Genomic DNA, 26371 nt, shown 5'->3' on the forward strand with positions numbered 1-26371 from the left:
GGGAAGAGGGAAGATGGAACGACAATTGTGGAAGAAAGTATTGAAATGTTACGATTATCCGCTTGTGATTGCGATCATTATGCTATCGTTGTTCGGATTGATTATGGTGTACAGTTCAAGCATGGTTACCGCTGTCATCCGCTTTGAAGTACCGAGCGACTATTTTTACGAACGGCAAAAGCGATGGCTCATCGGCGCGTTGATCGCCTTCGCTGTCATGGCTATGATCCCGTATAAAGTGTGGCGGAAAGAACGATGGGTGAAACTAGTGTTTTTTACTTCCCCGTTGATGCTGATTGCAGTTGCTTTTCTCGGCCATACGGCCAACAACGCCACGAGCTGGTTTCGTGTCGGGGCGCTCTCGGTCCAACCGGCGGAGCTGGCGAAGCTCGGATTGATTTGGTACTTGGCCGCAGCGTTTGCCAACAAGCAGAAACGGTTGGCTGAGCCGGTGAAAAGCAATTTGTTCCCGATTTATTACACGCTGTTTATTTGTTTTTTAATCGCCATTCAGCCGGATTTTGGCACGGCAGCGATCGTGTTTTTCATCGCGATGTGCATCATCGTATCATCTGGGCTGCGCCTCATTTTGCTCCTAAAGCAACTGCTCTTTTTTACCCTCATTGGGGCGATGCTATCGCCATTTTGGCTTCCAGTTGTGGGTGGAAAGATTTTTTCGGATGAACGAATGTCACGCCTTTATAGCTATTTGGATCCGTTTAAATACGCGAGCAGCGACGGCTACCAGCTTGTCAATTCGTACTTAGCGATCGGGCTTGGCGGATTGAAAGGGCTCGGGCTCGGAAAAGGTGTGCAAAAATACGGCTATTTACCGGAATCGCACACGGATTTTATTATGGCGGTCATTGCCGAAGAACTCGGGCTGTTTGGCGTGATGTTCACGCTTGGGTTGCTTTCGTTTATCGTGCTGCGCGGGTTTTGGGTCGCTCGTCGTACCAACGATGCGTTCGGCAGTTTGCTCGCCATCGGCATTTCTGTCATGATCGGCTTTCAAACGTTTATTAATGTCGGTGGAGTCACAGGAATCATTCCGATCACCGGTGTGCCGCTGCCGCTTGTCAGCTACGGGGGAACATCGCTCGTCCTCATGATGGCCTCACTTGGCTTGCTTGTCAATATTTCGATGTTTACGAAATATGAACAACGGTATAAAAAAAGTAAAAAAATGACTGTCGACAGACAGAAAAGAGGTCTGACTTTTTAGAAAGTGTATTTACAAAATAGAAAAAGTTTTATAGTTTAAATTAGAAAGGAGGAAAGACGATGAAGACAAGACGAATTCGCAAAGTGCTCGTAGCTAACCGCGGGGAGATCGCCATCCGCGTTTTCCGCGCCTGCACGGAGCTTGGCATCCGCACCGTGGCCATTTACTCGAAGGAAGATGTCGGCTCATACCACCGCTATAAAGCGGATGAAGCGTATTTAGTCGGTGAAGGAAAAAAGCCGATTGAGGCGTATTTGGATATTGAAGGCATCATTGAGATTGCCAAGGCCCACGATGTCGATGCGATTCACCCAGGATATGGGTTTTTGTCAGAAAATATTCAATTTGCTAAACGGTGCCGTGAAGAAGGAATTATTTTTATTGGCCCGAATGAGAACCATTTGGACATGTTCGGCGACAAGGTGAAAGCGCGCCATGCGGCGGTGAACGCTGGCATTCCGGTCATTCCGGGCAGCGACGGGCCGGTCGACGGCCTTGAGGACGTTGTCCGCTTCGCCGAAGCGCACGGCTATCCGATCATCATTAAAGCAGCACTTGGCGGCGGTGGGCGCGGCATGCGCATCGTCCGTTCGAAGTCGGAAGTCAAAGAAGCGTTTGAGCGTGCCAAATCGGAAGCAAAAGCGGCGTTTGGCAGCGATGAGGTGTATGTTGAAAAGTTGATCGAAAATCCAAAGCACATTGAAGTGCAAATTTTAGGTGACTATGAAGGAAATATTGTTCACCTTTATGAACGCGACTGCTCGGTGCAGCGCCGCCACCAAAAAGTCGTCGAAGTCGCGCCGAGCGTCTCGCTGTCGGACGAGCTGCGCCAACGCATTTGCGAGGCAGCGGTTCAGCTTATGAGAAGCGTCGGTTATGTCAATGCCGGCACGGTCGAATTTCTCGTTTCGGGTGATGAGTTTTATTTCATCGAAGTCAACCCGCGCATTCAAGTCGAGCATACGATCACCGAGATGATTACTGGAATTGATATCGTCCAGTCGCAAATTTTAATTGCTGATGGCTGTTCGCTTCATAGCCATGAAGTCGGCATTCCGAAGCAGGAAGACATCCGCATTAACGGTTATGCCATTCAGTCGCGGGTGACGACGGAAGACCCGCTCAATAACTTTATGCCAGATACTGGGAAAATCATGGCGTATCGCTCCGGTGGGGGCTTTGGTGTACGTTTGGACGCCGGCAACGGTTTCCAAGGGGCAGTCATTACGCCGTATTACGATTCCTTGCTCGTCAAATTGTCGACATGGGCGTTGACGTTTGAGCAGGCAGCAAGAAAAATGCTGCGCAACTTGCGCGAGTTCCGCATTCGCGGTATTAAAACGAACATTCCGTTCTTGGAAAATGTCGTCCAACATCCGAAGTTTTTATCAGGCGAATACGATACGTCGTTCATCGATACGACGCCGGAACTATTCGTGTTCCCACGCCGGAAAGACCGCGGAACGAAAATGCTCACTTACATCGGCACAGTGACGGTCAATGGATTCCCAGGTATCGGCAAAAAGAAAAAGCCGGTGTTTGACAAGCCGCGCTTGCCAAAATTGAGCGAGGCAGAGCCGATCCCGGCCGGAACGAAGCAAATTTTGGACAAGCATGGCCCCGAGGGGCTTGTCCGCTGGATTCAAGAACAGCCGCGGGTGCTCTTGACCGATACGACGTTCCGGGACGCTCATCAGTCACTGTTGGCGACACGAGTCCGCACGGTCGATTTAGTGCGTGCAGCCGAGCCGACGGCGCGCTTATTGCCGAATTTATTCTCGCTTGAAATGTGGGGCGGGGCGACGTTTGATGTGGCGTATCGCTTTTTAAAAGAGGATCCGTGGGATCGGCTTCTGAAGCTGCGCGAGCGCATCCCGAACGTGTTGTTCCAAATGTTGCTCCGTTCTGCCAACGCCGTAGGCTACAAAAACTATCCGGACAACGTCATCCGCGAGTTCGTCGAAAAATCGGCGCATGCTGGCATCGATGTGTTCCGAATTTTCGACAGTTTAAACTGGGTGAAAGGAATGACGGTGGCGATCGACGCCGTCCGGCAGAGCGGCAAAATCGCTGAAGCGGCGATTTGCTATACGGGTGATATTTTAGATCCGAGCCGGTCGAAATACAATTTGGATTACTATAAGGCCCTTGCGAAAGAGCTTGAACAGGCGGGTGCGCACATTTTGGCCATTAAAGATATGGCGGGGCTCTTGAAGCCGCAGGCGGCGCATGTGCTCATTTCCGCGCTCAAGGAAACAGTCGACATTCCGATTCATTTGCATACGCACGACACGAGCGGTAACGGCATTTATACGTACGCGAAAGCGATTGAAGCCGGCGTTGATATTGTTGATGTCGCCATCAGTTCGATGGCCGGCTTAACGTCTCAGCCGAGCGCCAATACGCTTTACTATGCGCTTGAAGGGACCGAGCGGGCGCCGGAAGTCGACATTTACGGTCTTGAGCAGTTAGCGCGCTATTGGGAAGATGTGCGCAAGTTTTATCAAGAATTTGAAAGCGGCATGAACGCGCCGCATACGGAAGTGTACATGCACGAAATGCCAGGCGGTCAATACAGCAACTTGCAGCAGCAGGCGAAAGCGGTCGGTCTCGGCGATCGGTGGGATGAAGTGAAAGAAATGTACCGCCGCGTCAACGACTTGTTCGGCGATATTGTCAAAGTGACGCCGTCATCGAAAGTCGTCGGCGATATGGCGCTTTACATGGTGCAAAACAACTTGACGGAACAAGACATTTTCGAGCGCGGCGAAACGCTGAACTTCCCTGATTCAGTCGTCGAGCTGTTTGAAGGATATTTAGGCCAGCCGCACGGCGGATTCCCGAAAGAGTTGCAGCGCATTATTTTAAAAGGACGCGAGCCGATCACTGTCCGTCCGGGGGAACTGCTCGAGCCGGTTGATTTTGAGCAAATGAAAAAAGAGCTGTATGACAAGCTTGGCCGCGAAGTGACCGACTTTGATGCCATTGCGTACGCCCTTTATCCGAAAGTGTTTCTTGAATATGCAGAAACGGTGGAAAAATACGGCGATGTGTCTGTACTCGATACACCGACGTTCTTGTATGGCATGCGCCTTGGCGAGGAAATTGAAGTGGAAATCGAGCGCGGAAAAACGTTGATCGTTAAGCTTGTGTCGATCGGCCAGCCGCAGGCGGACGGTACACGCGTCGTCTACTTCGAGCTGAACGGTCAACCGCGTGAAGTTGTCATCCGCGATGAAAGCATTAAAACCGCAGTCGTTGAGCACATTAAAGCGGATCGGACGAACCCGAACCATATTGCGGCGACGATGCCGGGTACGGTTGTTAAAGTGCTTGTCGAAAAAGGGGAAAAAGTCGACAAAGGGGACCATTTAATGGTCACGGAAGCAATGAAAATGGAAACGACCGTGCAAGCACCGTTTGCCGGTGTTGTCAAAGACATTTACGTCAAAAGCGGCGATGCGATCCAGGCAGGCGATTTGCTCATCGAGTTGTCCAAATAAAAAAACATTGATCTTGGCACAAGCCGGTTTCCTAAAAAAGGGATGCCCAACATTTGTGGGCATCCCTTTTATGCAACGAGTGAGCGTTATTTTAATGGCGCCGATGCCGTGTCCTCGACCGACCGACCCGCGGCTGTCGCCGGCCGGCGGCGGGTGCGGAGCGCCAAGAGCAGTAAATAGCTGAGCACGCCGAATAGACAGGAGATGAAAAAGGCGTGCGCCAAGGAGATATACAAGTTCAACTCGGTAAAAACGACAAGCGCGCCGGTCACCATTTGCGCAAGAACAAGAAGAAGAGAGATGATCCATCCGTAATAAATGACCGGCTGTTCGCGGTAATAACGGGCGGCATGCACCGTTGCAACAGCGATCCAAATGATGATAACGGCAGCCGCCAGACGATGCCCCATTTGCACCCATTCGTGAAACTGCACGGGGAGGAGGCGTGACTTCGCGCACAGCGGCCAGCTCGGACAGGCAAGACTGGCATTCGTATGGCGGACAAGCGCTCCAGTATAAACGACCAAGTACGAATAGATGATGATGCCATAAATATGGAACCGCATTTGGCCGTCAAGCTGAAGCGAAGTGGCAGAAAACTTTTTGTCAACTTCGAAAATAAGCAATGTCAACAACAGCACAGCAGCAAACGAGATGAGCGAAATACCAAAATGTAACGCCATAACGAAATCGGACTGTCCCCACACAACCGCGGCGGCGCCAATTAATGATTGCAAGACGAGAAAAACAAAAGAGAGAACGGCTAAAGGCTTTGTTTCCCGCACATGCCCCATGACCCGCCATGACCGAATGCAAAGAATGAGCACCATGATGGCGGCAAGCCCGGAAACAAGGCGATGGCTCAGTTCGATCACGAGTTGGGGTGTAATGTCATCCGGTATCCATTGGCCGTGGCACAGCGGCCATGATCGTCCGCAACCCATGCCGGAGTCCGTTTTTGTCACGAGTGCTCCGCCGATCAGCACAAACAGCATCGCCACCGTTGTTGTCGAGGCAAACCATTTTAATGAACGTTGCAAAATCTTCACCTTCTTGTATTGAGAAATTATGATTTTGTCCATATTAGTAAAGTAATGAAGTTTATCGCAATCATCGGCGTATCAAGCCAAGTCTATTTTACACGATGACGCCATGAAACACAAAATGACGTTTGCATATTGAATAAGTCACTTAAGTTTGCTAGAAATATTAATGGGACAAGCGTATGAACCGATTTCTATGTCAGGCATTCAAAAATTTGACACAAATTATTCAAAAAAAGTTCACATGATCTGAAAAAAATGTGATTTAATATAAAGAGAAAACAAATCTTTTTGTTCTTTTTTCGTATTGGATAGAATGTTAAGCAATAAGCAATATGATGGCGCTGTTCTCATCACGGATGGCGCAGCGAGGAGGAACAGGAGAATGGCCGATTTGAAAGCGGTGCAAGAAGCCGATGTTCGGCAGCGCCCGCAGGCAAGCATAAAGCTGTTTTGGAAAGAGTTATCGGCAGTTGTGAAAATCGGAATCGTTAATTCCAACTTGATCACGACATTTGCCGGAATGTGGTTGGCGTTTTATTTTACTGGAGAGCGATTTTTAGAAAACTTGCATATCGTCTTTTTCACGCTGTTCGGGGCGGCGCTTGTCATCGCCGGATCGTGCAGCATTAACAATTTTATAGACCGCGATATTGACCAGCATATGGAGCGGACGAAAACGCGGCCGACGGTGACGGGGACGATGGAGCCGCGGCGGGTGCTTTGGCTTGGGGTGACGCTTGTTGCCATCGGGACGATGAGCCTGCTCATGACAACGGTTACGGCTGCAATTGTCGGGCTGATCGGCGTGGTGACTTACGTTTTCCTGTATACGCTTTGGACGAAGCGCAACTATACGCTTAACACCGTTGTCGGCAGCATCTCTGGTGCTGTACCCCCGGTGATCGGCTGGACAGCGGTCGATTCGGATTTCCATATCGTTCCGCTCATCTTGTTTTTAATCATGTTTTTATGGCAGCCGCCTCACTTTTTGGCTCTAGCGATGAAGCGGTGTGAAGAATACCGGGCTGCCGGCATCCCGATGTTGCCGGTCGTTCATGGCTTTGAGATGACGAAGCGGCAAATCATCGTCTGGGTGGCATGTTTGTTGCCGCTGCCGTTTTATTTGTTTTCGCTCGGCATCCCGTTTTTAATAGTCGCAACGGTGCTGAATGTCGGGTGGTTGTTGTTAGGCCTATGGGGCTTGAAAATGAAAGACGACATCAAGTGGGCCAAGTTGATGTTTGTCTACTCGCTCAACTATTTGACGATTTTGTTCGTGGCGATGGTCATCGCCACGATTTGGTGAACAGGTTAAAATTCTTTCTTCGTGAAAGAATTTATATACATTTATCCATCAAAGAAAGAGGGGTTTGATTAGGCTATGAAGAAAGGGCTACGGAACTGGCGCTTATTTTCCTTGTTTGGGATGATGGCGCTGTTGCTCGCCGGCTGCGGCAAGCCGTTTTTGTCGACGCTTCAGCCTGCCGGTGAAGTAGCGAACATGCAGTATTCGCTCATGTTGTTGAGCACGTCGATTATGGTGCTCGTCATTGTTGTCGTAGCGATTATCTTCGTCTACGTTGTGATCCGCTTCCGGCGGCGGAAAGGGGAAGAAAATAAAATTCCGAAGCAAGTGGAAGGGAACCATAAACTGGAAATTATTTGGACTGTCATTCCGATTATCCTCTTGCTTATTTTAGCGGTGCCGACGGTAGCGGCGACGTTTAAGTTGGCGGATGTAAAGCCGATGAATGACAAAAACCGCGATAAAGACACGGTTGTTGTCAACGTGCGCGCCAATTTGTACTGGTGGGAGTTTGAATACCCGGATTATGGCATCATTACGAGCCAAGATTTAGTCGTGCCGACGAACGAAAAAGTCTACTTTAATTTGGTGGCGTCGGATGTTAAACACTCGTTCTGGATTCCGGCCGTTGGTGGCAAAATCGACACGAACACGGACAATAAAAACCAGTTTTGGCTCGTCTTTGACCAAAAAGCGACAGACAAAGCAGGCGGTGTCTTCTACGGCAAATGTGCTGAGCTTTGTGGTCCGTCTCATGCATTGATGGATTTCAAAGTGCGCCCGCTGCCCCGTGCAGAGTTTGATGCATGGGTAGAAAAAATGCAAAAAGCGGAAAATCCGGTTGTGACCGATCCGGTTGCTAAACAAGGGGAAGAAATCTTCAATAAAAGCTGTATTGGCTGCCATGCGGTGTCGCCGGTAGACAATCGTCCGGAGCAAGCGCGTACAGCGCCGAACTTGGCGGGCTTCGCTGACCGTGAACGGATTGCCGGCATTTTGGAACACAATGAAGAAAACTTAAAAAGATGGCTGAAAGACCCTGAAGGTGTGAAACCTGGAAATAAAATGACGGGTACATATGGCCAGCTGACAGAAGAACAGCTTGATGCATTGACAAAATATTTAATGAGCTTAAAAGTGGAATAAGGCATAAAAGGGAGGTTTCGCTGTGAGTACGATCGCTCGCAAAAAGGGCGTTGGGGCCGTTTTATGGGATTACCTGACGACGGTCGATCATAAAAAGATCGCCCATCTGTATTTGATCTCTGGTGGCATTTTCTTCCTGCTTGGCGGTCTTGAGGCGTTGTTTATCCGCATTCAGCTTGCGAAGCCGAACAACGATTTTCTTGTTGGCGGCTTGTACAACGAAGTGCTGACGATGCACGGGACGACGATGATTTTCTTGGCTGCCATGCCGCTTGTTTTCGCGTTTATGAATGCGGTCGTGCCGCTGCAAATCGGCGCACGCGATGTTGCATTTCCGTTTTTAAACGCGCTTGGTTTTTGGCTCTTTTTCTTCGGTGGGGTGTTTTTAAACTGTTCATGGTTTTTAGGCGGCGCTCCTGACGCAGGTTGGACATCGTATGCGTCGTTGGCGCTCGATTCGAAAGCGCACCATGGTGTTGACTTTTACACCCTTGGGTTGCAAATTTCAGGCTTGGGGACATTAATAGGCGGAATTAACTTTCTTGTTACGATTATTAACATGCGCGCTCCAGGCATGACGTTTATGCGTATGCCGATGTTCACTTGGGCGACATTTGTGACGTCTGCGCTCATCTTGTTCGCGTTTCCGCCGTTGACGGTTGGATTGATTTTCTTGATGATGGACCGATTGTTTGGTGGAAACTTTTTCAATCCGGCTGCTGGCGGTAATACGATTATTTGGGAGCATTTGTTCTGGGTGTTCGGCCATCCGGAAGTATACATTCTTGTATTGCCAGCATTCGGTATTTTCTCGGAAATTTTCGCGACATTCTCTCGTAAACGGCTGTTTGGCTATTCATCAATGGTATTTGCAACGGTGCTCATCGCCTTCTTAGGATTCATGGTGTGGGCGCACCATATGTTTACGGTCGGAATGGGGCCGATTGCGAACGCCATCTTTTCTGTCGCAACGATGACAATTGCGGTGCCGACAGGAATTAAAATTTTCAACTGGCTATTTACAATGTGGGGCGGGAGCATCAAGTTTACGACGCCGATGCATTATGCGGTGGCCTTCATCCCATCGTTCGTTATGGGTGGGGTAACCGGCGTTATGCTGGCAGCGGCAGCGGCTGACTATCAGTATCATGACAGCTATTTCGTTGTTGCCCACTTCCATTACGTCATTGTCGGTGGGGTTGTGTTTGCCTTACTTGCTGGTACGCATTACTGGTGGCCGAAAATGTTTGGCCGCATGCTAAACGAGACACTTGGCAAAATTACGTTCTGGCTGTTCTTTATCGGATTCCATTTAACGTTCTTTATCCAGCATTTCCTTGGCTTAATGGGAATGCCGCGTCGCGTGTTCACATTCTTGCCGGGGCAAGGGTTGGAGACCGGTAACTTCATCAGTACGGTCGGAGCGTTCTTTATGGCGGCCGCAACGGTTGTTTTACTCATTAACATCGTGATTTCGGTAAAAGGTGAAAAAGCGCCGGCTGATGCATGGGGTGACGGCCGCACGCTCGAATGGGCGATCGCTTCGCCGCCACCAGTATACAACTTTGCCCAATTGCCGCTTGTTCGCGGGTTAGATCCTCTCTGGCTTGAAAAAATGGAAGGGAAGAAGGAATTGACGCCAGCTGAGCCACTTGGCGACATTCATATGCCGAACTCGTCATTCCTGCCGTTTATCATGTCGTTCGGCTTGTTTGTGGCGGCATTTGGCTTTACGTACCATCAAGAGACGGCTTGGGGCTTGCCGGTGGGTATTCTCGGCTTGCTCATTACGTTCGGTTCGATGTTCTTGCGCTCAGTGATTGATGATCACGGTTTCCACATTCATAAAGAAGAAGTGCTTGAACTTGAGAAGAAGGGGGCGAACGCCTGATGCACGTAGAGGAAAAACTGACGCCCGAGACGTTCCCGGCGGCGCCGGAACGAGCCACTCTTGAGGGGAAAAATAAATTTCTTGGTTTCTGGCTGTTTTTAGGCGGAGAGACGGTGTTGTTCGCCTCTCTCTTCGCCACCTATTTAGCGCTCAAAGACAAAACGAACGGTGGCCCTTCCGGTGAAGAACTGTTCCAAATGCCGATTGTGTTTATGGCAACGATGCTTCTGTTAACGAGTAGCTTAACGAGCGTTTACGCCATTTACCATATGAAAAACTTTGATTTTCAAAAAATGCAACTTTGGTTTGGCATTACCGTGTTGCTTGGCGCCGGATTTTTGGCCTTGGAAATTTATGAGTTTTATGAGTATGTTCATGAAGGCCATAAGTTTACGTCCAGCGCTTTCGGCTCTGCGTTTTACACACTTGTTGGCACGCACGGTGCTCACGTTGCGTTTGGGTTGCTTTGGATTTTAACGTTGATGATTCGCAACGCCAAGCGCGGGTTAAATTTATACAATGCCCCGAAGTTTTACGTCGCGAGCCTTTATTGGCACTTTATCGACGTCGTCTGGGTGTTCATTTTTACCGTTGTATACTTAATGGGAATGGTGGGGTGAACGTATGACGAACCAAATGAATTCAGGAAATGAGCGCGTCGACTTAGCGTACCGCCGTCGGAAAAATGCGGAAGAAATGCGTCATCAAGTGATTGCTTTCGTGCTGATGATTTTATTGACGCTCATCGCTTTTGCCGCGGTTGGTTACGAAGAGTTTTCCCACTGGTTTGTCATTCCGTTTATTTTGCTTTTAGCTGGTGTACAAGTAGCGTTTCAGCTGTACTATTTCATGCATATGAGCCATAAAGGGCATGAATTTCCAGCCTTGTTTATATATGGCGGCGTGCTTGTCATGTTAGTTCTCGTCTGGGCGTTTTCGACGATCGTTTGGTGGTAGACACAAGGGGGGGAATCGGTATGGATGCCGGTTTCCCTTTTTTAATAGCTGTTATCCTGCCGCATGTAGTATAATGGGAAAAGGACAAAGCAGGAGGAGATTCCTATGTTTCAATCGCTGCAAATGTTTGGCACAGTTGCGCTTTGGAGTCCGTTTTTTCTGTTGGCATTGCTGACTATTGCCGTATTATATCTCGCAGCTACCGGACCGTGGCGGCAGCGGTTTGGTCTTGATGTTCCTGTTTCGAGAAAGCAAAGAGCGTACTTTTTGACAGGAATTGTTCTTCTTTACGTATGCAAAGGCTCCCCGCTCGATTTGATGGGGCATTTAACGTTTACCGCCCATATGGTGCAAATGGCTCTGCTTTATTTACTGGTGCCACAATGTTTTATTTTAGGAATTCCAGCGCCGTTTTATGAGCGGATATTCCGCATTGCAATCGTGCGCCGTTCGTTTCAGCTGTTGACAAAACCGATCGTGTCTTTGTTTTTGTTTAATGGTTTATTTTCGTTGTACCATGTTCCAATGGTGTTTGATGTCGTGAAAACGAATATGTTTTTGCATGCTTTTGTCACAACGGTCATTTTCATTGCAGCTTTTTTCATGTGGTGGGCGCTTGTTAATAAACTTTCGGGCTGGACGACATTATCAGGATTAAAAAAAATGGGATATATTTTTGCTGACGGCATGCTGCTTACACCGGCTTGTGCGCTCATTATCTTTGCAGGCACCCCGCTTTATGAGACGTACACAGATCCAGAAGCATGGATGACCGGGTTGGCGCTTTGCGTGCCGCAAGGAATATTAGCTTCGCTTGATTTGACCGGACCGCAAATGTTTTTGTCGATGTCCCCGCTTCATGATCAGCAGCTTGGTGGGATATTGATGAAAATTATTCAAGAAATTGTGTATGGGACTATGCTGTTCTTTGTTTTTAGAGAGTGGTATCAGAAGGAGCGGGAAAAAGAACCGAGCATGGATATGACGCCACGGCCGACGAAACTGTAACGTGCCGTTCATCGTAAAGAAGAGACGAAGGGAAGGGAAGAGAAGCCATGGAGATGTTACCGACGATCAGCACGAGTTGCATTGTGATCAGCGCCCTGCTTGTCGCTTACGGTTGGTACTTGATCAGCCGCAGGCGGACGGAAGCGCATAAAAAGGTGATGTTGGCCGCTGCTGTCTTTGCGCTTTTGTTTTTTGTCATTTATATGTCGCGGACGTTGTTTATTGGCAATACGAGCTTTGGTGGACCAGAGGACGTCAAGGTGTATTATACCGCATTCCTCTTTTTCCATATTGTTTTAGCGACGATTGGGGCAGTGTTTGGCCTTGTGACGATTTGGAGCGGCTTAAAAGATAATCGGTCCCGCCACCGCCGTCTCGGTCCAGTGACAAGCATCATTTGGTTTGGCAGCGCCTCAACCGGGGTTGTTGTCTACTGGTTGCTTTATGTGCTTTATCCGGGGGGACAGACGACATCGCTCATTAAAGCCGTATTGGGCTTTTAGCTGGCCGAGTAGCGCCGGCTGCCGGCCCCGCATAGCATAAGCATAAGCAGAGAATGCGCAGCGGGAGGGGAGTGCGGTGAATACGTTGCGATACCGGAAGCGGAGCGCCGTGGAAGCGACGCTGCTGACGATTGTCATGATGTGTGTGCGCGAGTGGGAAGAAGTGTTGCCCGATGATTGTGAAGTGCTCGTGACTGTCTCCCAAAGAGGCCGATGCCGCATCACCGTGAAGCTGTCCATCCGGTACGGGGCGCCGGTGCTCGCTGTTTGCCGCGAGCTGCAACAGCAAATTGCTGAGGAGATTGCCGCCATGACACCGTACGTGGCTGAGGCCATTGATGTCACGGTCAAGCGGCTTGTGATGCCGTGAAAAAACGCATGAGAAATCAGCTCTCATGCGTTTTTTCATTACTCCTTGACTTTCTCGAGTTCGCTTTTGATTTGCGATAATAGTTTTTGGCATTGGCTGACAAGGGAAGATGGGAAATGTTCATCCTCGCCATATTCGACGCCGTGCGGATAGTAATGTTTCCCTAAAATCGGCGTGAGCAACTTAATGAGGGCATAGCGCGAATCGACATCTCCCTCGACCGCGTATCCTTGAACGCGCAAATAATATGTCCCTTCCTTAATCACATATTTCCGGTCGTACGTGACCCGCTCATAATCCCATTGCGCCGCGCGTACAAAACCGAGGCTTTTCATGATGTCATCAAGGCGGGACAGTTCAACTGTCTGATTTTCGAGTCCGCTATTTTCAAATTTCATCTGTCTTCCTCCTAACAACGCAGTATGTAGAGCGCCAAAAAGGAAATCATCCCCTCATTTATAATAGTACGAAAACGGTTTGCTTTTCAACGAATTGTTTGCCATTGTTTTTGTTTTAGGTGCATTTTTTCTCGTTTCGGGCACACAATAACAAGCAGAAAGGAGAGACGGACAATGCAAACAGTACGGGACGTTATGTCCACTGATATACAATATTGCACCCCGCTCGACAACATTTATGAAGTAGCCGTGAAAATGCGTGAATTTGATGTTGGGGCCATCCCCATCGTCGATGATGGCCACTTGGTTGGAATGATCACTGACCGCGATTTAGTCGTACGCGGTATAGCGGAAAAGCACCCCGGCTCGACGGCGGTGACGGAAGTGATGAGCCGTGATCTTGTAACGCTATCCCCTGATGATTCGGTGCAAAAGGCGGCAGACATGATGGCGCGCCATCAAATTCGCCGGCTCCCCGTCGTTGAAAATGGCCGTTTAGTCGGCATTGTGGCGCTTGGTGATTTGGCGACGAACCGCTATTCCGACGAAAGCGCCGGCCGTGCGCTGAGCGAGATTTCCGAACAACATAGCGTCCATTAGCCAATCAGACAAGGCATCGCTTCTTTTAACGAGACAAGACGCTCTTTTTGGGCGTCCTCTTTTTTTTGGCTTTGAAAAACGGCTATAATGACAGTAAGGATATTGTGTAGAAAGCGGGAGTTGCTTTGTGAGATGGTTCTTCCTTTTTTTGTTATTCTTGATCGGGTTTTATTACTTTGCACCGAGCCCGCCGCCCCCAAGTCCCGTGGAACAGCCGAAGACAGACGGTCATGTGTTGACAGAGCCGAAGGCGACCGCTGGCATTGTCTCTTTAATCGGTCGACCGGCGCAAGAAGCGAAAAAACAGCTTGGCGAGCCAGAGCGGATCGATCCCTCCGCCTATGGCTATGATTGGTGGGTGTACAGCCGCCATTCGGAATCGTACGTGCAAATCGGCGTGCTTCATGGCAAGGTCGTTACCGCTTTGGTTGGCGGGGAAAAGGTGAACGTCGAGCCGTTTGCAGTCGGTCAGCGCCTGCAGACGATTTTTCAAACGATGCCGGTCTTATCGAACATTGAAATTAAGCTAAGCAGCGGGACGTATCGGTTTGAGCTGTCCGAACAAGATTATTCATCAAGGCCGGTCGTCAAAGTTGGCGATGCTTATGCCCAGCTGTACATCGATCGCTTTACCGGCAGCGTAGCAGCCGTTCGTCTGATGGATGCGGAAACGTTCGTTAAGCTGCAGCCGTACGAGCTTGTTTACCGCGGCCGCCTCCCCACGGTTGCTCCTTTGTCGGAAGAAGAGCAACGAAATGTGGATGCGGCCAATGCGAAACAAATTTTTGACTGGACGAATTTGCTCCGTCACCGCTATGGGCTTTCTTCCCTTATGTGGGATGACCAAGCGGCCACCGCCGCCGCCAAGCATAGCCGGGACATGCATGACAACCAATTTTTCTCCCATGAATCGCCGCAATATGGGGATTTATCCCAACGGTTGGGCGTTCTTAATATTTCTTTCCAATTGGCTGGGGAAAATATCGCTGCTCATCAGGTGGATGGTGTGGAGGCGACCATCGGATGGCTCAACAGCGAGAAACATCGGGAAGTTATGCTAAACGAAGAATTTACTTACCTTGGTGTCGGCGTCTATGAGGATTATTACACGCAAAACTTCTTTACCCCACTGTAAAAATTGGGCGCACGTTCGCTTGCTGGGTGCGATATGATATGGCAGATAGGCATGAGTGGATGAAAGGGATGAGAACCGCCATGGCCAAGCCTCTGCATCCTTCTGTTGAGCAATTCAAACAGTTTGTGAAAAAACATCCGAAACTTGTCCAAGAGGTGCGCAGCGGCAAAAAGACGTGGAAGCAAGTGTATGAGGATTGGTATTTGTTCGGGGAGGACGATGAAATATGGGATCCGTATCGTGAAGCAAGCCGCAAGGAGAAAGAGGAGGAAAAAGGAACAAACACATGGCTTGATAAGCTAGCTGCAATGCTCGGACAGCTCGATGCGGAAGAGGTGCAAAAACATTTAGCGAACGTCCAACAGGCGATCACTGCCATTCAAAGCATTCTTTCTGAATTTCAAGGGGCTGGATCGCAGCGCCCGAACAAAGAGGAGCATCCGTTTTCTTTCCGCAAAGACTAAAGGGTGGTGGCGATGAGAAAGGACGTATGGCAATATATACAGGCAAACCCGATGTTGCGTGCGTTTTTGCGCGAACAGCCCCGATGGTATCGGCTGCTTGCCCGCCGCCCGCATGAGCTGTCGACGCTTCAGTTGGCTGCTTTGCGCCATTACGAGCAAACGATTCCCGATAAGGTAGAAAAAATTGCCCAATCCCTGCAAATGGCATCGCTCATGTGGCAAATGTTCAAAGCGTTGCGTGACTAATTTAACAGCAAACAGCAAAGACTAGCCCTAAAAGGGAGTGATGTCTTTGCCGAAATGGCTTGTATGGCTTGGGTGTGTGATGCTGCTATTGGTGCCTGCCATCGGCGGGCCGGCGGCAACATCAGCCGCCCTTCATGAACCATCCGCGGGCGGCCTATTGGAAGTAAAGCATCAGGTGCAAGGGAATGACGTTCTCATTGAATGTTTTGCCGCTCAGTTTCCGTTTCGCAAAGGAAACGGCGGTGGTCATATTAACGTCTATGTCAACGAACAAAAGGTAACGGAAGTATATACCGCTGCGTTTATCGTGCGCGGTCTGCCGAGTGGAAAGCATGTCATTCGCCTTGAACTCGTTTACAACGATGGAAAGGTGACTGGCATGACGCATGAATTTGATGTGGATATTCCGTAACAAATGGCGGGTGGCGGCTTTGGGCAAGAGTCGCTCCCGCCTCGTTTTTATGCGCTTTTTGGCATATTCACGAAAGGGGCCTTTTGCTCTTAAGCGTGAAGGTGTACGAGCATCAGTGATGTTTATCAACCTTATATTATTTTACTCAATGATTTCCAGTTTTTACATAATCTTTTTTGGCCATCCTCCCCTCTGACATCTCTCCGCTTTCCATTTTTCTTTCATTCATGGTATGATGAATAATGGAGGTGCCAGATTTGTGAGGATTGCTACTCTCGAGCGCATCGAGATTTTGGATAAAGCGGAAGCGTTAGCGAAAATGGTTGTTGAGTCAGATGTGGCGGCCGACTATCGTCGCGCGTTTTGGCGGCTCAAGCAAGACCACCGTGCTCAACAGCTGATTGCCCGCTTCGTTCAGTTGAAGGAACGATACGAGGAAGTGCAGCGATTCGGCAAATATCATCCCGATTACCGCGATGTGATGAAAGAAGTGCGGGAAGCGAAACGGGAGCTCGATTTGCACGGAACGGTTGCCGCCTTTAAAGAAGCGGAAAAGGCGCTGCAGCAACTGCTTGACGATATTAGCGTACTGATTGGCAAGGCCGTATCGGAACATGTGAAAGTGCCGACCGGGAATCCGTATTTTTTGTCGGCCGGCTGTTCCGGCGGTTGCGGGAGCGGTGGGAGCTGCGGTTGCCGCACATAGAAAAAAAGGGGAAGGGACTATGTTTCCAAAACGGCAAGGGATTATCGTTTGGCTTCATTCGCTGAAATATGGGAAACAGCTGCGCAAGTTCGGCAACATTCATTACATTTCCAAGCGGCTGAAGTATGCAGTTCTTTACTGCGATATGGAACAAGTTGACCATGTGATGAAAAAACTTGCCGCACTCCCGTTTGTCAAGCGGGTCGAGCCGTCGTACCGACCGTTTTTAAGGTTAGAGTTTGAATCGAAAGGGGAGAAAGAAAAAGACTCCCCGTATCCGCTTGGATGAGAGAAAAGAGCGGGCCCTAGCTGGTATCAGCAGCGGGCCTGCTCTTTTTTCACTATTGAAGCGGCGGAATGAAGCGATTCATCCGCATAATGCCGATTAAGTGCTGATAGTATAGGTCAAGGTCAGCGAACATTGTCGATGGCTTGACATCGAGATGGATGATGGTTTCGCCAAGCTCTTTCACCGTTTCTTCGAATAGTTCGTACCGTTTGTTCGGCTTGACGGATGGATCGGGAATGCCTTCACGGCAAATATAAAGCGGCTGAAAGTCGCCCGGATCTGTTGGGCGAAGAACAACAACCAAGGAGACGACGGGCTGCTCTTTTTTCACTGTATGGAAAGCAAAAAAGCCGGATAAGCGATGGCGATTAGCCCGCGCCAGCTCAATCAATTCATATATATCGGAATAACCTTCGCCAAGTTCGATAAAACGTTGGATCATATGTTGTCCCCCTTGCAATCATCGTCCATCCTTAACTTTACCGGCCATCGTCAGAAATTGCAATCAAAAAAAACCTTGCGGACAAAACGATCCGCAAGGCTCTTTCCAATTCCTTGTCTCCGCCTAGTGCGGAACAAGGGATGGAAAGAAAAAAAGAAAAGGGAGAGGAGAAACCGGAGGAAGAACTTATGGGGAAACGTAAGTCTTCTCCGTCATTGGCAACAACGCCATTAACGATGTTGCCATTACTCATTATGGACGGTTTGCCGATTCTTATACATCGGCGGATAAAAAATTCTTCGGTTTGACGATGACCAACTTTATGGTAAGATTACGATGAAAACAACGAATTAGGTGAACGCGATGAGAGTCATTTCTGGAATGTGCAAAGGTCGGCATCTGCAAGCGGTTCCAGGGATGTCGACGCGTCCGACGACCGATAAAGTAAAAGAGGCGATTTTCAATATGATCGGGCCGTATTTTACGGACGGCATCGGTCTTGATTTGTTCGCCGGCAGCGGTGGGTTGGGCATCGAAGCGCTCAGTCGAGGGCTCGAGCGTGTCATTTTTGTCGATCATGATACGAAGGCAGTGCAAACGGTTCGAAAAAACGTTGCTGCCTGCGGGCTTGAGAAACGGGCGGAAATTTACCGCAATGATGCCGGGCGGGCATTAAAGGCGGTTGCGAAGCGCGGCTTGCGTTTCTCTGTCATTTTTCTTGATCCGCCCTACAAAGAGAAAAAGTGGCTGACGCTTTTATCATTCATTGTCGAGCATGGCCTGCTGAAGGCGAATGGCGTTGTCGTTGCCGAACATCTGGCTGAGGTCGAGCTGCCGGAAGAAGTCGGCAACTTAAAGCAATGGAAACGGGAAACGTATGGCATTACCGGCATCACCATTTATCGCCGGATAGACGAACAGAAAGGGGACGAAAGCGATGGCGAGCATTGCCGTTTGCCCGGGGAGCTTTGACCCTGTGACATACGGGCATTTGGATATTATTAAGCGGGGGGCGAAAGTGTTTGACCAAGTTTATGTTGCGGTGTTAAACAACTCATCGAAAAAGCCGTTGTTTACCGTCGAGGAGCGGATGGAGTTGCTGCGTGAGGTGACGCGGACGCTCGATAACGTCCATGTGGAATCGTTCCACGGTCTGCTTGTTGATTATGCCCGAAGCAAAAAGGCGAACGCCATTTTGCGCGGCTTGCGTGCCGTGTCTGATTTTGAGTATGAAATGCAAATTACGTCGATGAACCGTGTCCTCGATGAGAACATTGAAACGTTTTTTATGATGACAAACAGTCAGTATGCATTTTTAAGCTCAAGTATCGTCAAAGAGGTTGCGAAATATAATGGCGACATTTCTGAGCTCGTTCCCCCGGTCGTTGAAGCGGCGCTAAAGCGGAAATTTGCGTCTGCAGTTGCCGATTGACAGCCAAGATGGAACAGTGCCCGCTCGGCAACTGAAATACGGCTTTGGAGTTGGCTGATAATGAAAACATAAACAGTGTGGACTTGGCTCACCGGATGGCCCCAAAGACCGGGCGCCTAACGGTTATAAGCGCCCGCGGGTTCCATTGGTCGTTTTGGCGGTCAGCCATATATAAAGGCAAAGAAAGAGCAGTGTTACTAGCGGTCCATATTGTTGCAGCAGTTGCCAGACTTCGTCCCAAGCGTTGTCCGGGGGGATGGGAAGAAACGTCGGAATACTGTCTGGCTCTCCGCTAGCTGTCTGTACATACAGCGGCTTCCAGAGCAAGTATGTAAATAAAGCTGCGAACACCCCGTGCATCAGACGGGCGATGAAAAATGGCTGGAAGCGAATGTTGGCCTCAGCAAGGATGCTGGCGACTTGCGCTTGAACGGAAAAGCCGCCGAAAGCGAGGATGAAGCTTGTCGCCACCGCTTTTTCAAGCAGCGAGGCCTCTTCTGTTTGGCTGATCATTTGACTGCCAAGCGTAATTTCAAATAAGCCGGAAAACACCGGGATGTCAAACTGCTCCGGCAGCTGGGTGAGGCGGAGCAGCTGACGTAGCAGCGGAGCAAACTGTTCAGTCAAGTGCATCATGTACAACAGTTTGTTGACGACAGAAAAGAGAATAATAAAACCGCCGATCATTAACAGCGTTTGAACGGAAGAACGGACAGCGTCGCCGAGCAGTTTGCCAAGCGGCTGTTCGTTTTTTAACCTCGTTTGGTGCAACGTGCGCAACGCGTACGGAAGTGAAAACGGGCGAGGGCTTCGCTTTGGCTTCCCTTTCTCTTTTCGGATGCCGTGAAAGCGCATGATCAATCCAACGCTAATGTTCCCTAAATAATGGGAAATGGCCAACACAAGCCCAAGATGTGGATTATTGAAAAATCCAGCCGAGACAGCACCAAAAATGAACAGCGGGTTCGACGAATTAGTGAAGGAAGCGAGCCGCTCAGCTTCAATGGTCGATAGTTGCTTTTCTTGGTACAGGCGGGCGGTTAATTTGGCTCCGGACGGATAGCCGGACGCCATTCCCATCGCCCAGGCAAACCCGCCAACGCCTGGGACACGAAACAACGGGCGCATCAGCGGTTCAAGCAGGACGCCGAGAAAGCTGACGACGCCAAAGCTAATCAGCAGCTCTGAGATGATGAAAAACGGCAACAGCGATGGAAAAACGACTTCCCACCACATATTCAAACCGCGAATGGACGCTTCAAGCGACTGTTTCGGGTAACAAATGAGCGAAAACGCAAATAGGGTGACAGTGGAAGCGAGCAGTACCGTTTTCAGTTTGGTTCCCCAGTTTCGTTTCAACGTTCTCCCCCCTTTTCTCGCTGTTCGGCTTTTTGCGGTACAACCTCATATAACCTAATATACGAGCATAGGGGGACATTTTAGACCATAAGATGAAAGCGGGGAACACCGCAGCGAAGGAGGGAAGGATTGTGCCGCCGAAAGTCGGATTGGCGCTTGGCTCGGGAGGAGCGCGCGGGTTTGCCCATCTTGGTGTATTGAAAGTATTGGAGCAGGAAGACATTCCGGTGTCCTACTTAGCCGGCAGCAGCATCGGTGCGCTGGTTGCTGTCCTTTATGCGAGCGGCCACGGCCTCAACCGGCTTTATCGGCTCGCTAAATCGTTTCGGCGCAACGATTTTCTTGATTGGACAGTACCGAAAATGGGATTAATTGCCGGCGAACGTATCACTGAGTTCATCCGTTTGTTGACGAAAGGGAAGCGAATCGAGGATCTTTCTCCACCGGTGGCGGTTGTCGCCGCCGATTTGCAGACGGGGGAAAAAGTCGTCTTTCGACAAGGGGAAGCGGCACAGGCGGTGCGGGCAAGCATTTCGATTCCCGGCATTTTTGTGCCGGCTGAGATGGACGGGAGACTGCTTGTCGACGGTGGTGTCGTCGACCGGGTGCCGGTGTCGGTCGCCCGGGCGATGGGGGCGGATATTGTCATCGCCGTCGATGTCGCCCCGCTTAACACGAAAGCGGAAATTACATCGATTGTTGATGTCATCTGGCAGAGCCTCGACGTTTTGCAAGCCGAGCTCGTCACCTACCGCCAGCTTGCCTCAGACGTGATGATCCGGCCGCGCGTTGAGCGGTACAGCTCGCGGGCATTTACACATATTGAGGAAATTATCGCCCACGGTGAGGAAGAAGCGCGGAGACAGATCGGAGCGATCCGCCAAGCGATCGAACAGTGGAAGGAGCCATAGCACGAATGAAAAAACGGACGTATATCGCAGCGTTTTTCTTTGGCGCTGTCCTCGCTTTTTTGCTCTTTTTTGTGAAACTGCCATATTATGTGATGATGCCAGGAAGTGCGCAATATTTAAAGCCGCTCGTTCATGTCGAAAACGGTGACCGTGATGAGGGAACGTTCATGTTGACGACGGTCCGCATGGGGCGCGCGAACGTTGTCGCTTACTTGCTCGCCCATATCCGCCCGTTTTATGAGCTGCATCCGGTGGAGGAGATTAAGCAGGAGGGGGAGAGCGATAAAGAATATACGATGCGCCAGCTCGAGTTGATGGAACAGTCGAAAGAGGCGGCGATCGTCGTGGCTTACCAGCATGCCGGAAAGCCGGTCACGAATGAGGCGAAAGGCGTGTACGTGATGAGTGTCCTTCCTAATATGCCGGCAGCTGGGCGCCTAGAAGCCGGCGACCGCATTGCTGCGATCGACGGCCAGCCGATTAATACGTCAGAACAAATCGTGAGCTACGTTCGAGAAAAACAAGCTGGCGATCGTGTTCGCGTCACGTTTATCCGCGACCGGAAGCAGCATGAAGCCGAGCTTGTGCTGAAGCCGTTTCCGCACCATCCGAATCAAATCGGCCTTGGTGTCACGTTGAGGACAGATTATGACGTCCGCACCGACCCACCGGTGGAAGTCGATTCGGAACAAATCGGCGGCCCGTCGGCTGGACTCATGTTTTCACTCGAAATTTATAATCAGCTTGTCGATGAGGATATTACGAAAGGACGGAAAATCGCCGGCACCGGAACAATTGACATTCATGGAGAAGTGGGTCCGATTGGCGGCATTGCGCAAAAAGTCGTGGCGGCTGACCGTGAAGGGGCAGATGTGTTCTTCGCTCCGAATGAACATGGTGCGCCGTCGTCGAACTATCGCGAAGCAGTACGGACGGCTAAAAAAATCGGGACGAAAATGAAAATCGTCCCGGTGGATACGTTTGACGAAGCGATCCGCTATTTGCGTTCCATGCCGGAGAAGTAAATGGGCGCCGTCGCGTATTCTTCCTTCAGTGCGGCGCTGTATAACGGCTCAGGAAAGGCGGCAGTGTAGACGGCTGTCGCCCTTTTTTCTTGCTCATACAGCGGATCGCCGTTCAGTTTGGCAGCTTTGGCAATGAGCGGCAATGCCAGCTCTTTTTTCACCTGCTGCAAGTAGCGGCGTCCGGTTTCATTCATACCGAGCAGCCGGATGTACGTCGGAGCGGCCGCCTTGTTTTGTTCCTCTTTTGTGAAATTCGTCAACACATGCACGCACAGGCGCTGCAGTCTCGTCCATGTGTACCGTTTCGTTTTTGTTGCGGCGATGAAAGTAGCAAACGTTTCGGCGCTGACAATTTTTTGCTTCAGCCGGTATTCGATGCCTTCCTCCACCCCGGCGATGCGGCGTAGGTCTTCTTCACTGGATGTCAGCAGACGATATTTCAGCAGCGGAAAATACGCCTCCCAATCATGCCAGCGTCCGTACGTCAGCCGGTATTGCTGCAGCTGTTCGGCGGTGGTGGACGGGATGTACGCGGCGATTCGTTCTAGCTGCCCTGTTTGCCTGAGCACTTTCCGCAAGCTGGTCGCGCTGGCGATGGATGAGTGGGAAAACGATTCGTCATGATATCCGGCCGCCAGACGAGGGATGGTACGCGGCACAATTGCCAGCTTGTTTTGCCAAATCGCTTTTACGTACGCAAATCCAAGCACATTGTTCGGTTTGGATAAGTCGAGTGCATCGGAATCGAGCTGCCGCCACGCCTCGGCGTTCGCTTTCGGGAAGCTTTGCCCGCGTGCAAGCTCAGAACGGACAAGGGAGTCAAACTTCTCCTTATGCTGAAACCATGTTTTGGCGGCAGTCAAAAAGGCGGCAATGTCCCCGGATTCGCTACCAAAGCAAAGTTCTTGGCACCCGAGGGCATCAAGCAGCCGCACCGCCCCGTGTGCAAATTGTTCTGCCGCTTGGACAGCGAATACGTACGGCAGCTCGATGACGATATCAACGCCTGCCGCCAGCGCCATTTTCGTCCGCGCCCATTTCGAAACGATGGCCGGTTCGCCGCGTTGCAGGAAATTCCCGCTCATGACGGCAATAAGGCAATCCGCCGCGGTTTTTGCCTTCGTCTCTTGCAAGTGGTGCCAATGGCCGTTATGAAACGGATTGTATTCAACGATGATGCCGACGGCTTTCATGGCCGCTCTCCCCAACAGAATACATGCCGCCCGATATGAAAATGATTGTTGATCAATGGCCACACCTCCTATATGTAATCTAGTATGGAATAAGCAGTAGCAGAGTTCAACTGTGAGTATGGGGAGGAAGTTTACAAAATAACCGTTGACAAGCAGCCGCGCGGTGTCGACTTTTGCACCGTTGCCAACAGACAGGGGCATGCCAACAGTGAAATTTGGAAATGATGGGAGTATGCCTTTCCTTTTGCTTTGTTTCTCTTTTTTGAAGGCTGTATGGTTGTAAAGAAAAAACATTGACAAAAATAGAAACGGAACGTATAATTTTATTCGTTGCCTTGAGGTGATCATATGAAATGGACGGTTCAACAGCTTCGTCGTTTTCAGCATAAGGAAATGACGATTGACGAGACGATCGATGTGTCTGATTTAAAGCAAATCGACACGTTGATCCGCGATATTTCACTGGTCCGTGTCCAAGGAAAAGCGGACATCGGTTCGACAAAGTTTACGTTTCACTTGACGCTGTCAGGGACGATGGTATTGCCGTGTTCCCGGACGCTCGTTGATGTGGAATATCCGTTTTCCATCGAGACAACGGAAGTGTTTTTGGCCGACGGTGGTGACTTTGTCGAAACCGACGACGATATCCATGTCGTAACCGGGGAAACCATTGATTTGAATCCGATTATTCGTGAACTCATTTTGCTTGAAATCCCGTTGCAACTCATTGCTAATGATCCGGACGCTGACGGAGCGCCGCAGCACGGGGAAGGATGGGACGTTCTCTCGGAAGAGCAATGGGAGAAGGCGATGGAAGAACAAGCAGAGAACAAAGTCGATCCTCGTCTAGCAGGGTTGGCCAAGTTTTTTGAAGAGAAAAACAAGGAATGACATTTACCGGCGTTGCCGGTCGATGGCGCCGGCGAAATGCGCACCGTCCGGCAGCTGCCTTGTTTGCCGGCCGACGGGCGGCTCGAACAAGCGGCCGCCCGCTTGCTGGCATCGATAAGCTGAATGTGCCAGACAAGGAGGTGGGAACGATGGCAGTACCTTTTAGAAGAACATCGAAAACGAGAAAAAGACTGCGCCGTACACACTTTAAACTGCAAGTGCCAGGCATGGTTCAATGCCCGAACTGCGGTGAATGGAAGTTGGCGCACCGTGTCTGCAAAGCATGCGGAACGTACAAAGGAAGAGATGTCGTCAACAAATAATCGCCGACATCACGCGAAAGGCTGTCCGAAAATAGGGCAGCCTTTTTATTATATGGAGGAAACAATGCCGTTTTGTCCGTGGACTCGTTTTTTCGTCACGGGGCAGGAAAACGGCGCATGCATGCCCAATTTATCATACGAAAGGGGAGACATGGTATGGAAGCCATAGTGGAGCATTATAACGGTATCGCGCTGTTTACGATTTGCCGCCCCGAAAGGCGCAACGCGATCAACTTTGCTGTGATGCATGCCCTTGAACAGGCAATGGAGCAAGCGGCGGCCGATGACAAAGTGAAAGTGTTTGCCATTACCGGCGCCGGCGACGAGGCCTTTTGTTCCGGCGGCGATTTAAGAGAGTTCGGACATTTGCGCGGCGCGGAGGCAAAACAAATGCTTAGGCGCATGGGGGAGTTGTTGTACAAACTACTGACGTTTCCGAAACCGACAGCAGCGCTTGTCAACGGAACGGCAATGGGAGGGGGCTGCGAGTTGGCGACCGCCTGTGATTTCCGCTTTGTCAAGGAGGGGAGTCGAATTGGGTTCGTTCAAGGCCGGCTTGGTATTACAACCGGCTGGGGCGGCGCGTCCATGCTGTTTGAAAAGCTTCCGTATGCGCGGGCACTCGACTTGTTGTTGCGCGCTGAGCCGATGGCGGCTGAGGAGATGGCAATGTGCGGCTGGGCTGATGCGGTTCTGTCGGCGGATCGTTGGTGTGAACAGTGGCAAGCGCGGCTTGCTCCCTATACAGCGCGGTCGCTTGCTGTCTTGCAAGCCTATAAGGCTGTGGCAGGCGAAAAATGGCGAATGACTTGGTTTCGTGAGCAATTTTTCGCCGAAATCGATCGGTGTGCTGGGCTTTGGGGATCGGCTGAGCATGAACAGGCATTGCGTCCTTTTTTGCGCAAGAAGTAATTTTTTCCTTCTACCGTTTCTATTAGCCGCATACATATAATGACAAAGCGGCAATAAGGAGGGGAAGGAGATGACGGGAGTACGCCAAGACGCATGGACGAAAGAAGAGGATGAACTGCTTGCTAACGTCGTCCTTGAGTATATTCGTACAGGCGGCACCCAACTGGAAGCGTTTGCCGAAGTAGGGCGGCGCTTGTCGCGGACGGCCGCGGCATGCGGATTTCGCTGGAACTCATATGTTCGCAAGCAGTATAAAGAGGAAATTGAGCAGGCGAAACAGGAGAGGAAAACGAGAAAAAAAGAAACGGCATCCGAAAAAGATGGCAGGGGGCAACCGGAAATGGAAGCGGCGGTTGAGAGTAAGCTGTCATGGGCGGAGGTGTTGGCCTTTTTGCAAGCTGAAGGGCAAAAGGCGCGCGAGATCCGACGGACAGCTGATGAAAACCGGGCGTTAAAAAACGATATGGAACAGCTGCAGCAAATGGTTACAAAATTACAAATGGAAAAAGAAGCGCTGCAAAAACAGCTGGCGGCTGTTCAAGAGGAGTATAAAACCCTGCTCACCATTATGGAGCGAGCGCGAAAAATGATGACAGGATCGGAAAAACAAGCGGAACAAACAGCAGCTGAGGGTGTCGGTGAGGGATAAAAAGCTGGCTTTTTAGCCGGCTTTTTTTC

The 26371-nt window shown here is 50.3% G+C and carries 31 protein-coding genes; 26 read left to right on the forward strand and 5 right to left on the reverse strand.

Annotated elements, in window-relative coordinates; genetic code table 11:
* The first annotated feature begins 13 nt into the window (after positions 1 to 13).
* Both NSQ22_RS05665 and pyc read left to right on the forward strand, forming a co-directional pair.
* Entirely contained in the window at positions 14 to 1225 is a 1212-nt protein-coding gene (locus tag NSQ22_RS05665) for an FtsW/RodA/SpoVE family cell cycle protein (RefSeq protein ID WP_011887087.1), read from the forward strand.
* 59 nt (positions 1226 to 1284) lie between these two features.
* On the forward strand, positions 1285 to 4728 hold the full coding sequence (pyc, locus tag NSQ22_RS05670) for a pyruvate carboxylase (RefSeq protein ID WP_008878728.1): 3444 nt from the start codon (positions 1285 to 1287) through the stop codon (positions 4726 to 4728).
* An 86-nt stretch (positions 4729 to 4814) separates the two neighbouring features.
* On the opposite strand, the gene NSQ22_RS05675 is transcribed toward pyc, so the two are convergent.
* Positions 4815 to 5768, reverse strand: coding sequence for a heme A synthase (locus tag NSQ22_RS05675; protein ID WP_041264307.1), 954 nt, complete (start codon positions 5766 to 5768; stop codon positions 4815 to 4817).
* Between the two features lie 388 nt (positions 5769 to 6156).
* Between NSQ22_RS05675 and cyoE the strand changes: the two genes are divergently transcribed.
* The 8 genes from cyoE (at position 6157) to NSQ22_RS05715 (ending at position 12955) form a co-directional block, all read left to right on the forward strand.
* A complete protein-coding gene (gene cyoE, locus NSQ22_RS05680) occupies positions 6157 to 7080 on the forward strand; it encodes a heme o synthase (RefSeq protein WP_008878726.1) in 924 nt (307 codons plus the stop codon).
* A 75-nt stretch (positions 7081 to 7155) separates the two neighbouring features.
* Positions 7156 to 8226 (forward strand): cytochrome c oxidase subunit II, encoded by a 1071-nt coding sequence (coxB, locus tag NSQ22_RS05685; protein WP_008878725.1) that lies wholly within the window; start codon positions 7156 to 7158, stop codon positions 8224 to 8226.
* A gap of 22 nt (positions 8227 to 8248) precedes the next feature.
* Positions 8249 to 10117, forward strand: coding sequence for a cytochrome c oxidase subunit I (ctaD, locus tag NSQ22_RS05690; protein WP_008878724.1), 1869 nt, complete (start codon positions 8249 to 8251; stop codon positions 10115 to 10117).
* Positions 10117 to 10737, forward strand: coding sequence for a cytochrome c oxidase subunit III (gene ctaE / locus NSQ22_RS05695; protein WP_008878723.1), 621 nt, complete (start codon positions 10117 to 10119; stop codon positions 10735 to 10737). The genes ctaD and ctaE overlap by 1 nt, the downstream gene beginning before the upstream one ends.
* Positions 10738 to 10741: 4 nt before the next feature.
* Positions 10742 to 11074: a cytochrome c oxidase subunit IVB gene (gene ctaF, locus NSQ22_RS05700; RefSeq protein WP_008878722.1), complete on the forward strand. Its 333-nt coding sequence runs from the start codon at positions 10742 to 10744 to the stop codon at positions 11072 to 11074.
* A 105-nt stretch (positions 11075 to 11179) separates the two neighbouring features.
* Entirely contained in the window at positions 11180 to 12082 is a 903-nt protein-coding gene (gene ctaG / locus NSQ22_RS05705) for a cytochrome c oxidase assembly factor CtaG (protein ID WP_008878721.1), read from the forward strand.
* A 47-nt stretch (positions 12083 to 12129) separates the two neighbouring features.
* On the forward strand, positions 12130 to 12585 hold the full coding sequence (locus NSQ22_RS05710) for a DUF420 domain-containing protein (RefSeq protein WP_008878720.1): 456 nt from the start codon (positions 12130 to 12132) through the stop codon (positions 12583 to 12585).
* A 76-nt stretch (positions 12586 to 12661) separates the two neighbouring features.
* Positions 12662 to 12955 (forward strand): Asp23/Gls24 family envelope stress response protein, encoded by a 294-nt coding sequence (locus NSQ22_RS05715; RefSeq protein WP_008878719.1) that lies wholly within the window; start codon positions 12662 to 12664, stop codon positions 12953 to 12955.
* A 38-nt stretch (positions 12956 to 12993) separates the two neighbouring features.
* Here NSQ22_RS05715 and NSQ22_RS05720 read toward each other — a convergent pair whose 3' ends face one another.
* The gene (locus NSQ22_RS05720) at positions 12994 to 13353 is read right to left on the reverse strand and encodes a YugN family protein (RefSeq protein ID WP_008878718.1); all 360 of its coding nucleotides are present in this window, start codon (positions 13351 to 13353) and stop codon (positions 12994 to 12996) included.
* A gap of 174 nt (positions 13354 to 13527) precedes the next feature.
* On the opposite strand from NSQ22_RS05720, the gene NSQ22_RS05725 reads away from it, so the two are divergent.
* From NSQ22_RS05725 to NSQ22_RS05755, 7 genes are all read left to right on the forward strand, one after another.
* Positions 13528 to 13953, forward strand: coding sequence for a CBS domain-containing protein (locus tag NSQ22_RS05725; RefSeq protein ID WP_008878717.1), 426 nt, complete (start codon positions 13528 to 13530; stop codon positions 13951 to 13953).
* 127 nt (positions 13954 to 14080) lie between these two features.
* Positions 14081 to 15088 carry a CAP domain-containing protein gene (locus NSQ22_RS05730; protein ID WP_008878716.1) on the forward strand — a complete coding sequence of 336 codons (1008 nt, stop codon included), beginning with the start codon at positions 14081 to 14083 and terminating at the stop codon, positions 15086 to 15088.
* Positions 15089 to 15168: 80 nt separating this feature from the next.
* A complete protein-coding gene (locus NSQ22_RS05735) occupies positions 15169 to 15552 on the forward strand; it encodes a YlbD family protein (RefSeq protein ID WP_029760406.1) in 384 nt (127 codons plus the stop codon).
* Positions 15553 to 15564: 12 nt separating this feature from the next.
* Positions 15565 to 15798: a YlbE-like family protein gene (locus tag NSQ22_RS05740; RefSeq protein WP_008878714.1), complete on the forward strand. Its 234-nt coding sequence runs from the start codon at positions 15565 to 15567 to the stop codon at positions 15796 to 15798.
* A gap of 40 nt (positions 15799 to 15838) precedes the next feature.
* Positions 15839 to 16210, forward strand: a complete 372-nt coding sequence (locus NSQ22_RS05745; RefSeq protein WP_008878713.1) for a hypothetical protein — start codon at positions 15839 to 15841, stop codon at positions 16208 to 16210.
* Positions 16211 to 16469: 259 nt separating this feature from the next.
* On the forward strand, positions 16470 to 16916 hold the full coding sequence (locus NSQ22_RS05750) for a YlbF family regulator (protein WP_008878712.1): 447 nt from the start codon (positions 16470 to 16472) through the stop codon (positions 16914 to 16916).
* A gap of 19 nt (positions 16917 to 16935) precedes the next feature.
* Positions 16936 to 17205 carry a YlbG family protein gene (locus NSQ22_RS05755; protein WP_008878711.1) on the forward strand — a complete coding sequence of 90 codons (270 nt, stop codon included), beginning with the start codon at positions 16936 to 16938 and terminating at the stop codon, positions 17203 to 17205.
* Between the two features lie 52 nt (positions 17206 to 17257).
* Here NSQ22_RS05755 and NSQ22_RS05760 read toward each other — a convergent pair whose 3' ends face one another.
* Positions 17258 to 17647, reverse strand: a complete 390-nt coding sequence (locus NSQ22_RS05760) for a hypothetical protein (protein WP_008878710.1) — start codon at positions 17645 to 17647, stop codon at positions 17258 to 17260.
* A 140-nt stretch (positions 17648 to 17787) separates the two neighbouring features.
* Here NSQ22_RS05760 and NSQ22_RS05765 point away from each other — a divergent pair, with 140 nt between their 5' ends.
* The 3 genes from NSQ22_RS05765 to coaD are packed head-to-tail and all read left to right on the forward strand — an operon-like array spanning position 17788 to position 19079.
* Positions 17788 to 17955 carry a hypothetical protein gene (locus tag NSQ22_RS05765; RefSeq protein ID WP_190300625.1) on the forward strand — a complete coding sequence of 56 codons (168 nt, stop codon included), beginning with the start codon at positions 17788 to 17790 and terminating at the stop codon, positions 17953 to 17955.
* Between the two features lie 55 nt (positions 17956 to 18010).
* A complete protein-coding gene (rsmD, locus tag NSQ22_RS05770; protein WP_008878709.1) occupies positions 18011 to 18619 on the forward strand; it encodes a 16S rRNA (guanine(966)-N(2))-methyltransferase RsmD in 609 nt (202 codons plus the stop codon).
* Entirely contained in the window at positions 18585 to 19079 is a 495-nt protein-coding gene (gene coaD, locus NSQ22_RS05775; RefSeq protein WP_008878708.1) for a pantetheine-phosphate adenylyltransferase, read from the forward strand. The genes rsmD and coaD overlap by 35 nt, the downstream gene beginning before the upstream one ends.
* Before the next feature lie 123 nt (positions 19080 to 19202).
* On the opposite strand, the gene ylbJ is transcribed toward coaD, so the two are convergent.
* Positions 19203 to 20438 carry a sporulation integral membrane protein YlbJ gene (gene ylbJ / locus NSQ22_RS05780; protein WP_008878707.1) on the reverse strand — a complete coding sequence of 412 codons (1236 nt, stop codon included), beginning with the start codon at positions 20436 to 20438 and terminating at the stop codon, positions 19203 to 19205.
* 131 nt (positions 20439 to 20569) lie between these two features.
* Between ylbJ and NSQ22_RS05785 the strand changes: the two genes are divergently transcribed.
* Together NSQ22_RS05785 and NSQ22_RS05790 are read left to right on the forward strand one after the other, a co-directional pair.
* Positions 20570 to 21349 (forward strand): patatin-like phospholipase family protein, encoded by a 780-nt coding sequence (locus tag NSQ22_RS05785; protein ID WP_008878706.1) that lies wholly within the window; start codon positions 20570 to 20572, stop codon positions 21347 to 21349.
* Positions 21350 to 21354: 5 nt separating this feature from the next.
* Entirely contained in the window at positions 21355 to 22374 is a 1020-nt protein-coding gene (locus NSQ22_RS05790; RefSeq protein WP_008878705.1) for a SepM family pheromone-processing serine protease, read from the forward strand.
* Here NSQ22_RS05790 and NSQ22_RS05795 read toward each other — a convergent pair.
* Entirely contained in the window at positions 22347 to 23567 is a 1221-nt protein-coding gene (locus tag NSQ22_RS05795; RefSeq protein ID WP_011887093.1) for a nucleotidyltransferase, read from the reverse strand. The genes NSQ22_RS05790 and NSQ22_RS05795 overlap by 28 nt on opposite strands.
* A 348-nt stretch (positions 23568 to 23915) precedes the next feature.
* On the opposite strand from NSQ22_RS05795, the gene NSQ22_RS05800 reads away from it, so the two are divergent.
* The 4 genes from NSQ22_RS05800 (at position 23916) to NSQ22_RS05815 (ending at position 26342) form a co-directional block, all read left to right on the forward strand.
* Positions 23916 to 24458: a YceD family protein gene (locus tag NSQ22_RS05800; protein ID WP_008878703.1), complete on the forward strand. Its 543-nt coding sequence runs from the start codon at positions 23916 to 23918 to the stop codon at positions 24456 to 24458.
* 149 nt (positions 24459 to 24607) lie between these two features.
* Positions 24608 to 24781, forward strand: a complete 174-nt coding sequence (rpmF, locus tag NSQ22_RS05805) for a 50S ribosomal protein L32 (RefSeq protein WP_011230605.1) — start codon at positions 24608 to 24610, stop codon at positions 24779 to 24781.
* 156 nt (positions 24782 to 24937) lie between these two features.
* Positions 24938 to 25693, forward strand: a complete 756-nt coding sequence (locus NSQ22_RS05810) for an enoyl-CoA hydratase/isomerase family protein (protein ID WP_008878701.1) — start codon at positions 24938 to 24940, stop codon at positions 25691 to 25693.
* A gap of 70 nt (positions 25694 to 25763) precedes the next feature.
* Complete coding sequence (locus tag NSQ22_RS05815; RefSeq protein WP_008878700.1) at positions 25764 to 26342, forward strand: RsfA family transcriptional regulator; 579 nt, start codon at positions 25764 to 25766, stop codon at positions 26340 to 26342.
* The last annotated feature ends 29 nt before the right edge of the window (positions 26343 to 26371 follow it).

It is taken from the genome of Geobacillus sp. FSL K6-3411 (genome assembly GCF_037965715.1).
Classification (GTDB): domain Bacteria; phylum Bacillota; class Bacilli; order Bacillales; family Anoxybacillaceae; genus Geobacillus; species Geobacillus thermodenitrificans.